The 12,452-nt window shown below is 71.5% G+C and carries 9 protein-coding genes; 6 read left to right on the top strand and 3 right to left on the bottom strand.

Going from position 1 to position 12,452, the window contains the following annotated elements:
• The 5 genes from DMB66_RS61865 to DMB66_RS50705 form a co-directional block, all read left to right on the top strand.
• The coding region (locus tag DMB66_RS61865; protein ID WP_158647629.1) for a hypothetical protein at window positions 1-531 on the top strand (531 nt) is incomplete at its 5' end.
• A gap of 72 nt (window positions 532-603) precedes the next feature.
• Window positions 604-1,071 carry an Asp23/Gls24 family envelope stress response protein gene (locus tag DMB66_RS50720; RefSeq protein WP_125811277.1) on the top strand — a complete coding sequence of 156 codons (468 nt, stop codon included), beginning with the start codon at window positions 604-606 and terminating at the stop codon, window positions 1,069-1,071.
• 165 nt (window positions 1,072-1,236) lie between these two features.
• Complete coding sequence (locus DMB66_RS50715; protein ID WP_158647628.1) at window positions 1,237-2,574, top strand: MFS transporter; 1,338 nt, start codon at window positions 1,237-1,239, stop codon at window positions 2,572-2,574.
• 13 nt (window positions 2,575-2,587) lie between these two features.
• On the top strand, window positions 2,588-4,963 hold the full coding sequence (locus DMB66_RS50710) for a LuxR C-terminal-related transcriptional regulator (RefSeq protein WP_158647627.1): 2,376 nt from the start codon (window positions 2,588-2,590) through the stop codon (window positions 4,961-4,963).
• Window positions 4,964-5,019: 56 nt separating this feature from the next.
• A complete protein-coding gene (locus tag DMB66_RS50705) occupies window positions 5,020-5,271 on the top strand; it encodes a hypothetical protein (RefSeq protein ID WP_125811274.1) in 252 nt (83 codons plus the stop codon).
• A 133-nt stretch (window positions 5,272-5,404) separates the two neighbouring features.
• Here the strand turns inward: DMB66_RS50705 and DMB66_RS50700 are convergent, their stop codons facing one another.
• The gene (locus DMB66_RS50700; protein ID WP_125811273.1) at window positions 5,405-5,848 is read right to left on the bottom strand and encodes a hypothetical protein; all 444 of its coding nucleotides are present in this window, start codon (window positions 5,846-5,848) and stop codon (window positions 5,405-5,407) included.
• A 298-nt stretch (window positions 5,849-6,146) separates the two neighbouring features.
• Between DMB66_RS50700 and DMB66_RS50695 the strand changes: the two genes are divergently transcribed.
• A complete protein-coding gene (locus DMB66_RS50695; RefSeq protein WP_233625419.1) occupies window positions 6,147-6,761 on the top strand; it encodes an HNH endonuclease family protein in 615 nt (204 codons plus the stop codon).
• A gap of 50 nt (window positions 6,762-6,811) precedes the next feature.
• Here the strand turns inward: DMB66_RS50695 and DMB66_RS50690 are convergent, their stop codons facing one another.
• Together DMB66_RS50690 and DMB66_RS50685 are read right to left on the bottom strand one after the other, a co-directional pair.
• A complete protein-coding gene (locus DMB66_RS50690; protein WP_125811271.1) occupies window positions 6,812-9,961 on the bottom strand; it encodes an amidohydrolase family protein in 3,150 nt (1,049 codons plus the stop codon).
• Between the two features lie 154 nt (window positions 9,962-10,115).
• A complete protein-coding gene (locus DMB66_RS50685) occupies window positions 10,116-12,344 on the bottom strand; it encodes an MMPL family transporter (protein WP_125811270.1) in 2,229 nt (742 codons plus the stop codon).
• Window positions 12,345-12,452 lie beyond the last annotated feature (108 nt).

Here is a 12,452-nt window from a genome sequence, read left to right as displayed (position 1 = left end):
TTCTACACCCGGGACTCACCGACCGCGGTCACCTTCACCCCCGCACTCGGCTACCTCGGCACGGCCGCACCGGTGACGATCCGCCTCACCGGGCCGGGCGGGCAGACCCGTGCCGTCACCTACACGCCGACCGTGACGCGCCCGCCGGCCCCGGACGCGCCGGACCTCGCCTCCACGGGGCCCGCGAGCGCCGCGCAGTCGGTCACCTTCGAGATCCCGGCCGGCGGGTCCATCGGCTACGTGGACGCGGGCGGGCGCGCTCTCGCCGACCCGACTGTGCCGCAGGGCAGCTTCGCGCTGGCCGCGGCCTCCTCGGTCAGCACCGTCGCGGGGCGGCCGTTCGACCCCACGCTCATCGGCGCGGTCGGCACGGTGATCTTCACGCCCCGGCGCGGCGTCACCGGCGCGGTGCCGGCCATCCGCTACCGGGTCACCGACGCATACCGCCAGACCTCCATCGGCCGATACACACCGGCCGTCACCGGATACCCTTCCCCGCGCCGCATCCGAGGCACAAACCCGGACCAATAACGGTCTAGTACGCTCGCCGTGCGCACCGGCTCACCGGCCGCGTTCCGATGTGGATCAGGTAGAGGGACGACCATGAGCGACGAGGCCGAGTTCCACGCGGACCGGACGCAGGAGATGTTCCTGCCCGCCGCGGTCCTGGCTGTGCCGCCGCAGTCGGGTGGCGCCCAGGTGGTCGAGGTCGCGGCATACCGGGGCACGACCAAGTTCGACAGCGAGGTGGTCGAGAAGCTCGCCGGCGCGGCGGCCCGTTCGGTGCCCGGCGTGGTGGAGCTCGGCGGCGACGTGGCCCGCTTCTTCAACGCGGTGCTGGACAAGGTCGGCCTGGACAAGGTCGGTGACGCCACCCGTGGGGTGTCGGCCCGGGTGGACGGCACCGATGTCGCCGTCACCGTGGTCCTGGTCATCGCGGCCGGTGAGGTCGTCTCGGACGTGACGGCGGAGGTCCGCACCAGGGTGATCGAGGCGGTGGAGCACTACGGCCTCTGCGTCACCAGCGTCGACGTCAAGGTGGACGACATCCTGTTCAGGGAGCAGGCGTAGCCAAGACATCGCGCCGGCGGCCGGGCCGGGCCGCCGCCCAGCGGCCGGAACCACACCGGCTGTCCGTCGGGCGCGCCCGGGCGGTCCTAGGCTGATTCCAGCATTGCGACCGGCCTCCCGCCCTGGTCCGGAGCCCGGGTCCGCAGCCGCCCGGGAGGAGTGATCTTGGCGGATTCCCCGGTTGACCTCGACCGGCGCGCCTACCGAAGGGTCGTGGCAGCCGCCACGACCGGCACCTTCGTCGAGGTCTACGACCTGCTCATCTACGGCTATTTCGCCAGCGTCCTGGCCGAGCAGTTCTTTCCGCGCCAGGATCCGACCGCGGCGTTGTTGTCCACGTTCGCCATCTTGGCCCTCGGCTCGGTCGTCCGTCCCGCCGGTGCCGTCATCTTCGGCCACGTCGGAGATCGTCTGGGGCGGCGGACGGCACTCGTCGCGTCGGTGCTGCTGATGAGCGGCAGCACCATGGCACTCGGGCTGTTGCCGACCTACCACACGGTCGGCATCCTGGCCCCGGTGCTGCTGCTGGTCTGCCGGGTGCTGCAGGGGCTGTCGGCGAGCGGGGAGCTCACCGGGGCGAACGTCCTGGTGTTCGAGCACGCTCCGAGTGATCGCCGGGGCCGGGCGGTGTCGATTGTCAACGTGGCGGGCAACGTCGGTGCCTTGACCGCGGCGGCGACCGGGTTCGCCTTGGCCAGATCGCTGGAACCGGAGCAGTTGGCCACCTGGGGGTGGCGGCTGGCGTTCCTCGTCGCGTCACTCATCGGGCTGGTGGGGCTGTACGTGCGGACCCGGGTCCTGGACAGCCCCGTGTTCGTCGCGCTCGGCGACGCCCCCAAGCGCGACAGTGCCCCGATCGTGCGGACGCTGCGCACTGCCAAGCGCCGGCTGCTCGTGCTCACGGTCTGGACGGCCGCGGCGTCTCTCGGCGGCTTCATGCTGGTCGGCTTCCTGCCCAGCTATCTCATCCGGGTGGGCCGGCTCTCCCCGGCCGACGCGTTCGCGGCCAACGGTCTCTCGATCATCGTCCTGGGGCTGTCCACGATGCTGGGCGGGTATCTCGTCGACCGGTATCCGGTGCGCCGGGTGGCGATCGGTGTCGTGGTGGGCGCCGCGCTCGCCGCGGTGCCCGCGTTCCTGCTCATCGTCCGGTCGGGAACATTCGCCGGCGCGCTGATCGGGCAGAGCCTCTGGGCGATGTTCCTGGGTGCCAGCGGGATGCTCGGCGCCGTCCTGAGCATGGTGCTGTTTCCCGTGCCCATCCGCTTCACCGGGACCGCGCTGGCCAGCAACCTCGCGGTGGCTTTGGTCGGCAGCAGCGCGCCGTACGTGTCGGCCTCGCTGATCGCCGCCACGGGGAGCCCGGTGTCTCCGGCGATCTACGTGGTGGTCGTGACGATGGCTGCCCTGCTCGCGGCGATCGTCGGGCTACCGTCCCGCTCGTTCCTCAGATCACCGGGGATTCCTCATGGACCAGCGGATCCGCGGACGGCGGAGATCTGAGGTGGCGCCTGCCGTGGGCCGGGTCGAAGTCGGCAGTCTTCCCGCCGAGCTGACCAGCTTCGTCGGCCGCCGACGCGAGGTGGGAGACGTCAAAGGGCTGCTGGCCGACGGCCGGCTGGTGACGTTGACGGGGGTCGGGGGGACAGGCAAGACCCGGTTGGCGCTGTGCGTGGCGACCGAGCTGCGGCGGGCGTTCCCGGATGGGGTGTGGTTCGTCGATCTGACCCAGCTGCGAGGGTCGGGACAGCCCGCCCCGGAGGCCCAGGACCTGGACGCGCTCACCTACCTGGTGGCGGACGCGCTCGGGTTGCGGGTGCAGTCAGCCGGACCACCGCTGCGGCAGTTGACCGGCCAGCTCGCCGACCGGCAGACGCTGTTGATTCTGGACAATTGCGAGCATCTGATCGCCGCTTGTTGGACTCTGGCCGACGCCGTGCTGCGTGCCTGCCCCCGCGTGCGGATCCTGGTGACCAGCAGGGAGTCGTTGTCCATCGCCGGAGAGCGGATCCGCGTGGTGCCGCCGCTGCCGGTCCCCGATCCGCAGCACCGGTCGAATCTGCCGGGGCTCAGCCGGTATGCGCGGCACCGGTCGAGTCTGACGGGACTCGGCCGGTGTGCGGCGGTGGCCCTGTTCGTCGCCCGAGCCGACGCCGTCCGCCCGGGCTTTCGGCTCACCGAGCAGAATCACGCCGCGGTGGCCGACATCTGTCGCCGGCTGGACGGGTTGCCGCTGGCGATCGAGCTGGCCGCCGCGCATGTCCGCGCGCTGGCGCCGGAGGAGATCCTCGACCGGCTGAACGACCGGTTCGCGCTGCTCGGCCGCGGTTCGCGCAGCGCACCGCGCCGGCAGCAGACGTTGCGGGCCTGCGTCGACTGGTCCTTCGACCTGTGCTCCGAGCCGGAGCGGCGGTTGTGGGCGCGGGTGTCGGTGTTCGCCGGCGGATTCCAGCTCGACGCGGTCGAGGACATCTGCGCCGACGAAACGCTGCCCGGGGCCGACCTGCTGGACATGGTCGCCGACCTGGTGGACAAGTCCATCCTGATCCGCGATGACCAGGACGGGCCGGCGCGATACCGGATGCTGGAGACCATCCGCGAGTACGGGCGGGAAGAGCTCGGACGGTGCGGTGAGGAGGCGATCCTTCGACGCCGGCACGCGGACTGGTGCCTCCGCCTCGCCGAGGCCGCGGAACGAGATTGGTTCGGACCGGACCAGGGCGGGCGGTGCCGGCAGCTGAGGGCCGAGCACTCCAATCTGCGGGCCGCGTTCGACTTCTACCTCGCCGCCCCCGGCGGTCGGCAGCGGGCGATGCGCCTGGCCGCGGCCATGTGGTTCTACTGGCTGATCTTCGGCCTGGTGCTGGAAGGACGTACGTGGCTGCGCCGGGCGGCCGAGGCCAACCCGGAGCCCACCCGGGAACTGGCCAGGGCGCTGTGGGCCCACGGTCACCTCGCCAGCGTGCAGGGTGATCTCGACGCGGCCACCGGCCTGCTCGAAACGGCCCACGACCTGGCGCGCGAGCTGGGCGATGAGGTGACACAGGCACGCGCCATCAAACGACTCGGCGCGGTCGCGATGCACCGCGGTGACCTCGACCGAGCCAACGCGTTGCTGGCCGATGCGCTCGCGCGGTTCGAGGCCCTCGGCGAGGCGGGTGCCAGCACGGTGCACGCCCGGATCGCCCTCGCCATGACCAGCTACCTGGCAGGTGACTTCGCTGCCGCCGCCGAACAGGACGAGCGGATTCTGGCGATCTGCCGGGCGCGAGGGGATCGATACCTGCTGGCCTACGGACTGAACAATCTCGCACGGGCCGATTTCGCCCTCGGCCGCCTGGAATCCGCCGCCGCACACGCCCAGGAGGCCCTGAGGTTGCGCCGCAGCCTGCCCGACGCCATGACGTTGATCTTCTCCCTCGATCTCCTCACCGAGATCACCGCCGCGACCGGTGACTTCGAGCGGGCCGCCACGTTCCTCGGCGCGGCGCACCACAGATGGCAGAGCTTCCGGCCATCGGTGCGCCACTGGAAGGTCCTGGCCGAGCCGAACGAAGGGTGGAGAACGCGGACCCGCCAGGCGCTCGGCGAGACCGCCTACGCGGCCGCCGTCCGGCGCGGCGCCGAGTTCACCGTCGACGACGTCATCTCGTACGCACAAGGACAGCACGTCGAGTCCGCACCCGGTGCGGACGCCCACCGGTCGGATGCGCCCCTGACGCGCCGCGAGGCGCAGGTCGCTGAGCTCATCGCCCAGGGCATGTCCAACAAGCAGATCGCCGAAAAGCTCGTCATCAGTCAGCGCACCGCCGAGAGCCACGTCGAGCACATCCTGCAGAAGCTGGGACTCGTCTCCCGCATTCAGGTCGCCTCCTGGTTTCACAACCGATAGCGTGCCCCGGGGCCATGCCGCCTCTCCGCCTTGTTCCACGGCCTAGACTCGTGGTCATGAGTGACGATCGGTCGATCCTTTCGTACAAATCCAAGGGTTCCGTGCTCAGCCTCTGGTCCCAGGGCTCGGTGCTCTCGATCGGCTCCACCGGGTCGGCCCTGTCCATCGGCTCGATCGGGTCCTGCGGCTCGATCGGGTCGATCGGCTCGTTCCTCAGCGTCGGTTCGGTCCTCTCGGCCCTCTCGATCGGCTCGGTCCTCGCCTGGCGCTCGCGCCGCGCGATCCTCGCCTCCCGCTCCCGCGCCTGAGGCGCCGGCGCCGGCGACCTGCATGCCGGCGGTGACCTCGTCGGGGTTCGGGCTCTCGGAAGAAACCTGATCCGAACCCACGACGAGGTCTCGCCCTCGTTCGCGTACTACGTGCTCAGCGGCCCCGGGCCGGCTAGACGGGTGCCCACGCGCTCCAGGCCTCGGTGCTGGCGTTCCGGTGGCGGAAGTAGCGGAAGCCGTCCGTGCCCGTCACTTCGATACGCAGGTGGTTCGTGTTGTTGTGGGTGAGCTGGATGGGGCTTCGGACGTCGCCGCCCATGTTGTACCAGGAAGCACTCCAGGTGCCGCCGCCGAGCTGCCAGCGGGAGTAGACGGCATAGTTGGTGCCCACCACGAAGACCTGCTTGCGGCCGTCGGCCAAGGTGCCCGTGGTTACGCCGTAATCGCAGATGTAGCTACCGCCGAGCGTGGCATGGTGGCAGACGTCCACGGCGGCGGCAGCCGCCGGAGCTGCACTGACCGGACCGGCGGGCAGCACAACAGCGGCCGCCAGCGCCATTGCCGTCACTGCTTTGATGAAACGCTTCACGCGTCTCCCCTCGTAGATGGTGTTCACGGGTTTCAACAATGTGGAGATACCTACCGCTCTGATCTCCGCCTGTTCGCCTCGAGAGCATCACAGGGCACCCCGACGGCTCGGCTGGGAAATCCTTGAGGCGCAGGTCAGCCACGGCCAACAGGCCGTGGAGTGCCCCCGCGACCCCCGCCGCGTCAACCCGCGGCGATGGTTTACAAGATGTTCACATCCGGCCGGTCGCGTAACACACCAAGATCCATCAATATTCGGGGCGGCGCCGGCGGTCGGCTGGCTGCCCGACCACTTGGAGCCGGCATTGAAGCAACCGTCCCGCTGGATCACCACCCTCGCCGTAGCCGCGTTCGCCGGCACTCTGCTCGCCGCACCCGCCCAGGCCACCCCGCCGGGAATCCCGACGAAGGCGACCGCACAGACGCGGCTGAACGCGCTCACCGTGGCCGCTGAGGGCTCGACCACCGCCTACGACCGGGACCTGTTCCCGCACTGGATCACCATCAGCGGCACCTGCAACACCCGTGAGACGGTCCTCAAGCGGGACGGCACCTCCGTGGTCACCAGCACCGCCTGCGCGGCGACCTCGGGGAGCTGGTTCTCCCCGTACGACGGTGCGACCTGGACCGCCGCCTCGGATATCGACATCGACCACGTCGTCCCGCTCGCCGAGGCCTGGCGCTCCGGGGCCGACGCGTGGACGACCGCCCAGCGGCAGGCGTTCGCCAACGACCTCACCCGCCCGCAGCTGATCGCGGTCACCGACAACGTGAACCAGTCGAAAAGCGACCAGGACCCGTCGACCTGGCAGCCATCGGTCACCTCCTACCGGTGCACCTACGCCAAGATGTGGGTCACGGTGAAGGCGTACTACGCGCTGACCCTGCAGTCGACGGAGAAGACCGCCCTGCAGACGATGATCAACACCTGCGCCTCCTGAGGCACGATGTCGTCATCGGCGTGGTCGGGTGCGGCAGCCGGGGGTCCGGGTCAGCCGTCGGAGCAGCAGGCGTGCCGGCTCTCCGCCAGGTAGTGCGGGTCCTGCCACCAGTAACCGTCGTTGTCGGGGTGCCCGGGCACGGGCACCGGAACCGACAGCGCGGTTGCTGGCCGCAGCCCGGCGAAGGGCTCCAATAGCTCCGGCACCGTCAGCAACTCGCCGTTGGTCATCACCTGGTGGACGTTGGCCGCCTGACGGATGTCGGTGAGGGGGTCGCCGCCCAGGAAGGCCAGGTCGGCGTAGTGGCCGGCCGCGATTCGGCCCAGCGGCTCGCCCAGGTAGTCGCCGGCCGTGCGGGTGGCGGTCGTCAGGGCCTCGTACGGGGTCAGGCCGTAGGCGACCATCGCCCGGAGGTTGAGGTGGGTGCTGACCGCGTTGGGGACGATGGGGGAGTCCGTGCCGGTCACCACCCGGGCGCCGCCGTGGATCAGGGTGCGCAGGTGGGCGACCTGCCGGGCGAGGTTCGCGCGCACCACGGTCTGGTCCGTGGTGCGGGCCGTGGCGAGCAGGTTCCGCAGGTTCGTGTATTCCCAGGGCGGGTACAGCGTGCGGACCCGCTCGTCGGTGACCAGGCTGTCGTCGTCCGCGAGCAGGCTGATCGCGTTGAACAGCGTCGGGGTCAGGGCCGCCCGCGCGGCGATGAAGATGTCGGCGACGTCGCTGTAGACGGCGCCGAGCGCGGTGACCGTACGCGAATAGCCGAGCCTGTTGGTCGCGCCCACGTGCTCCATGCCGTCGCCGCCGACGGCGAGGGCCGGGTAGTGGTAGTGCGAGGTGCTGGGGATGCCGTGCCGGTGCGACCAGGCGATGACCCTGCGCTGCCACGCTGCGCGCAGCCGGACGTAACACTTGGTCAGGTCGTAGTCCAGCGCCGCCGCCCGTTCCAGCTCGCGGGCCAGCTGGCGCTCGTCGTACGTGGGTCGCATGAAGTTGTAGAAGATCCGGGCGCCGTCGATCGCCTCGCCGGTGCCGAAGTACCGCGGCCCGGTCCGGGCCCCGGACTGGATCGCTTCGCGCTCCTCGACCATGTGGTACGCCGGGCTGCCCGGCGACCGGGTCGTGGTGATGCCCAGCGACAGCCAGAGCCGGCCCTGCCGGTCCCCGTACGAGTAGCCCTGCATCTCCCGGTGGTGATGCATGTCGATGAGGCCGGGGATCACCACCGCGCCGCGCGCGTCCACCCGGCGCCCGTCGCGTCCCGCGCGGTGCGGCTCGACGGCGACGATCCGGTGACCCTCCACAGTGATGTCCACGTCCTCGCGCAGCCGAGAGCCGGCGCCGTCCCAGACCCGGCCGGCGTGGATCACGGTGCGCCCGCGCGGCCGGGCGTTGGTCCAGCTCAACCCCACGGGTACGGTCCGCGGCGGGCCTCCGGCCGCCGGCACCAGGCGCAGCCTGCCGTTGTTCAGGTAGAGCAGGTGCCGGGAGTCGCCGCTCCAGCTCGGCGCGTCGGTCACCTCGTCGGTGAGCCGGCGTGCTGTCCCGGCGAAGCTGCCGTCGGGGTGCACGTCGACGAGCCAGAGCGCGCTGGCGACCACGAAGGCGAGCCTGGTGCCGTCGGGCGACCAGACCGGGCCGTCGTCACCGCGGGTCTGCAGGGACCGGTGCGGCATCGGGTCGACGTAGCGGCCGGCCCCGGTCTCGCGGTCCACCAGCAGGATCTTGCTCAGCCCTTCCCGGTAGCGGGCCGAGTACGGCACGATCGCGGCGAGCGCGATGGTGGCACCGTCGGCGGACCAGGTGGGCCGCCCGGGCTCGAACGTCGCCGGGTAGATCTGGCGCACCGCGCCGGTGGCGACCTCGACGGTGTAGAGCGCGCCGGTCTGGTCGAGGAAGGCCAGCCGGCGGCCGTCGGCCGACCAGCTTCCGGAGACCGCCGCGGCGCCGGGCAGGGCGGTCAACTGCCGGTCCGATCCGGTACGCAGGTCGCGCAGCCAGATATCCAGCTTGCCGCCGCGGTCGGTGGAATACGACAGGTAGCGCCCGTCCGGGGACCACGCCGGATCGGACTTCCACCACCGGTCCCGGGTCAGCGGCGCGGGCCGTCCGCCGATGGTCATCGTCCAGATGTCGTTGAGGGCGCGGAACGCGACTCTGGTGCCGTCGGGGGAGAGGACCGGGCTGCCGATGCCGACCACCGGCCGCGGCATCGCCGAGTCGAAGTCACGCCGGCGCTTGCGATAGCGGGCGGGCGCCACCGAAACCGGCGCGACGAAGCCGATGCTGCCGGTGGCGGTGCCGCCGAGGGTGCGGCGCCGGATGCCGCCGGTGGAGGTGTAGACGAACTCGCGATCCGTGCGCCACGAGATCCGGAACGGGAAGACGTCCTCGTCGGTGACCTCGGGCGAGCCGCCCCGCCACAGCTCGCTGCGCCCGCCCGCCAGCCGGTGGTAGATCACCTCGGCGCCGTCGGGTGTCCACTCCGGAGCGTGCAGCACCTGCCCGGCCGGCACGCTCACCACGGTCTCCCGGGCCCCGGTGGCCACCTCCACGACGTCGATGCGCGTGTTGGCGACGACGAACGCGACCCGCCGCCCGTCCGGGGACCAGGCCGGTTCGTACTCCTGCTCGGCGGAGTCCACGATCGTGGTCACGGCGCCGCCGGCCAGGTCGAGCACGCGGATGCCGTAGCTGCCGGACTCGTCGGTGGAGAACGCGATGCGGGACCCGTCCGGGGAGAATCGTGGCTCCCGGTGGTCGAACGGACAACGGGGTTGCGTCTTGTCGTCCGCCGCGGGTCGGCACAGACCCGGAGTCAGTTGGCTCAGCTGCTTGCCGTCGGCGCGGACCGTCCAGAGGTCGAAGACCCCGTCACGGTACGACTGGAAGACCAGGCCGGCGGAGTCCGGCGTCCAGTCGGGCTGGGCGATGTCGAACAAGTCACCGGTCAACCGCCGCGCCGGGCCGCCGGAGGAGGGCAGGACCCAGAGCACGCCGGCGAGATCCATGGCGATGTGGCGCCCGTCGGGCGACACCCGGGCCGCGATGTCGGTGCCCTGCCGCAGCCGAACCGGTCGCGGGGAAGAAGCCGATGCCGGGGCGGCTTCCGCCGCCGCGGGCGGGGCCGGGAGCGCCGCTCCACCGAGCACCGCCGAACCCGCGACCCCGGCCAGCAACTCCCGCCGGTTGATACCCGCCATCGCTCGTCCTCCCACGCGTCGTCGCCGGTGCGGCGACCACGGACGAGGTCACCGCGACCACTCCACCCTTGCGGGAAAGCGCCCGGATAGCCAGACCGCAGTGACATCGATAAATATCAGCAGCCCCGGCTGCTCTCCGGTGAGAAGGCCCGGCTCAGCGCGCCGCTGCGAGGACCCGGCCGGCCTCGGCGTCGACATCGTCCGCGTCGATGTCCTCCGGGCCGCGCGGAAGCACCCGGTCCAGCCAGCTCGGCAGCCACCAGTTGGCCCGGCCCAGCAGCGTCATGGTCGCCGGGACCAGCACCATGCGCACCACCGTGGCATCCACGAAGATCGCGGTGGCCAGGCCGAAGCCGAACATCTTGGTCGACGGGTCGTTCGCGATGGCGAAGGACAGGAAGACCGCGACCATGATGAGCGCGGCCGAGGTGATGACCCGGGCGCTGCTCGCGATGCCCCGCACGATCGCGGTGGCGTTGTCTCCGCTGCGCAGATATTCCTCGCGCACCCGGGACAGCAGGAACACCTCGTAGTCCATCGACAGTCCGAACAGGATCGCGAACAGGAACATCGGGATGAACGACACGATCGGCACGGTGGACTCCAGCCCGATCAGCGTCGCGCCCCAGCCCCACTGGAACACCGCGACCATGATGCCGTAGGTCGCACCGATGCTCAGCATGTTCAGCAGCACCGCCTTCAGCGGCACCAGCACCGACCGGAAGACGAGCATCAACAGGAGGAACGACAGCGCCAGCACGGCGGCGATGAACAGCGGCAGCCGTTCACTGGTCCGCTTGCCCACATCGGACAAACTGGCCGCGGCCCCGCCGACGTGGGCGCTCGCCTGCCCCGGCCCGACCGCGCCGGGCAGCACATCGGCGCGCAGCCGGGTGACGGTGTCGGCGGTGGCCCGTTGCTGGGGGCCGGTCGTCGGGAACACCACCAGGCTCGCGATCCCGGTGGCCCGGTCGACCTGGGCCGGCGCGACCGACGCGATGCCCGGATCCGCCGCGACCGCCGCGGCGAGCCGGTCGACCACACCCGGATCGCCGGCGGAGTCCACGGCGATGACGAGCGGGCCGTTCGTGCCCGGGCCGAAGCCCTCGGCGACCAGATCGTACGCGCGGCGCTCGGTGCGGCTCGCCGGCAGCGAACCGTCGTCGGGCAGGCCGACCCGCAGGCCGAGGACGGGCAGCGCCGCGAGCATCAGCAGCCCGGCCGCGCCCAGCGCGTACGGCACCGGGTGCCGGTTGACGTGCCCGATCCAGCGCTGCCAGCCGCCCACCGGCACGGCGCGTGCCGCCGGTGTCCGCCGGCGTGCGAACCGGCTGACCCGGGCCAGGCGCGCGCCGGCGACGCCGAGGAAGGCCGGCAGCAGCGTCACCGACGCGACCACCATGACCGTGACGACGATCGAGACCGCGATGCCGCCCATCGTCATGAAGGGCACGTTCGCGGCCGCCATGCCGAGGATCGACACGACGACGGTGACACCGGCGAAGATCACCGGCCGTCCGGCAGTGGCCACCGCCCGCCCGGCCGCCTCGTGCGGCTCGATCCCGCGGCCGAGATACTCCCGGTGCCGGGCGAGCACGAACAGCGCGTAGTCGATACCGACGCCGAGCCCGACCATGCTGCCGAGCACCGGCGCGAAGGTCGGGATCTCGGTCGCCGCCGCGAGCACCGTCATGGTGGAAACGCCGACGGTCAGCCCGAAGAGCGCCATGCCGATGGGCAACGCGGCGGCGGTGAACGAGCCGAACGCCAGGAACAGGATCGCCGCGGCGGCGAGGATTCCGACCAGCTCGCCGACGCCGGCAGCGGGGCTGGAGAAGGCGAAGAAGAGGTCCCCGCCCATCTCGATGCGCAGGGGCAGTTCGCCGCGCAGCCGGTCGCCGAGGTCGACGAGGGCGTCGAGGTCGGCGGTCGACAGCTGGCTCTGCTCGGGATACTGCACCCGGATCACCGCGATCCGTCCGTCGGCCGAGATCGGGCCGCCGGCCGCGGCGGCGTCCCGGCCCCGGTCGAGCGCTCCCGCCGGATCGCTGGTCGACAGCACGTGGGGAAGGGCGCGGATCTCGGCCTGCAGCCGCTGCAGACCGGTACGGGCGGCACCGTCGGCGAGGAACGTGTCCCCGCCGTTGATCGGGGTGACGACCACCTGGGCGGTCATGCCCTCCTGGCCGGTGCCCGCGCGCTCGAGGAGCTCCGCGGCGCGCTGGGAGTCCAGTCCCGGCGCGGTCATCGAGTCGGCTGTCTTGCCGCCGAAGGCGACCGCGGCGGCGACCGCGATCGTCGCGACCAGCAGCCATGCGGCGATCACCCGCCAGGGCCGGCGCGCGGCGCTCGTGCCCAGTCGAACGAGGGTTCGGGAAAGCATCTGATTCTCCAAGTCGTCGGCGTCGATGACGAGGTTCGTCGCGATCGCCTCCCCCGGCATCGGCCCGTGAGCCGCGGATTCGTCGGTCCCCGGGGGGAGCGGCGTCCC

Source organism: Actinoplanes sp. ATCC 53533 (genome assembly GCF_003947245.1).
The sequence above is the reverse complement of the archived record's forward strand: the minus strand, read 5'-3'. Positions and strand labels throughout refer to the sequence as shown.

Excerpts from the sequence above, each read along its gene's own strand:
- DMB66_RS50720 (WP_125811277.1), top strand. The coding sequence starts at position 604 with ATGAGCGACGAGGCCGAGTTCCACGCGGACCGGACGCAGGAGATGTTC.
- DMB66_RS50705 (WP_125811274.1), top strand. The coding sequence starts at position 5,020 with ATGAGTGACGATCGGTCGATCCTTTCGTACAAATCCAAGGGTTCCGTG.
- DMB66_RS50690 (WP_125811271.1), bottom strand. The coding sequence starts at position 9,961 with ATGGCGGGTATCAACCGGCGGGAGTTGCTGGCCGGGGTCGCGGGTTCG.
- DMB66_RS50685 (WP_125811270.1), bottom strand. The coding sequence starts at position 12,344 with ATGCTTTCCCGAACCCTCGTTCGACTGGGCACGAGCGCCGCGCGCCGG.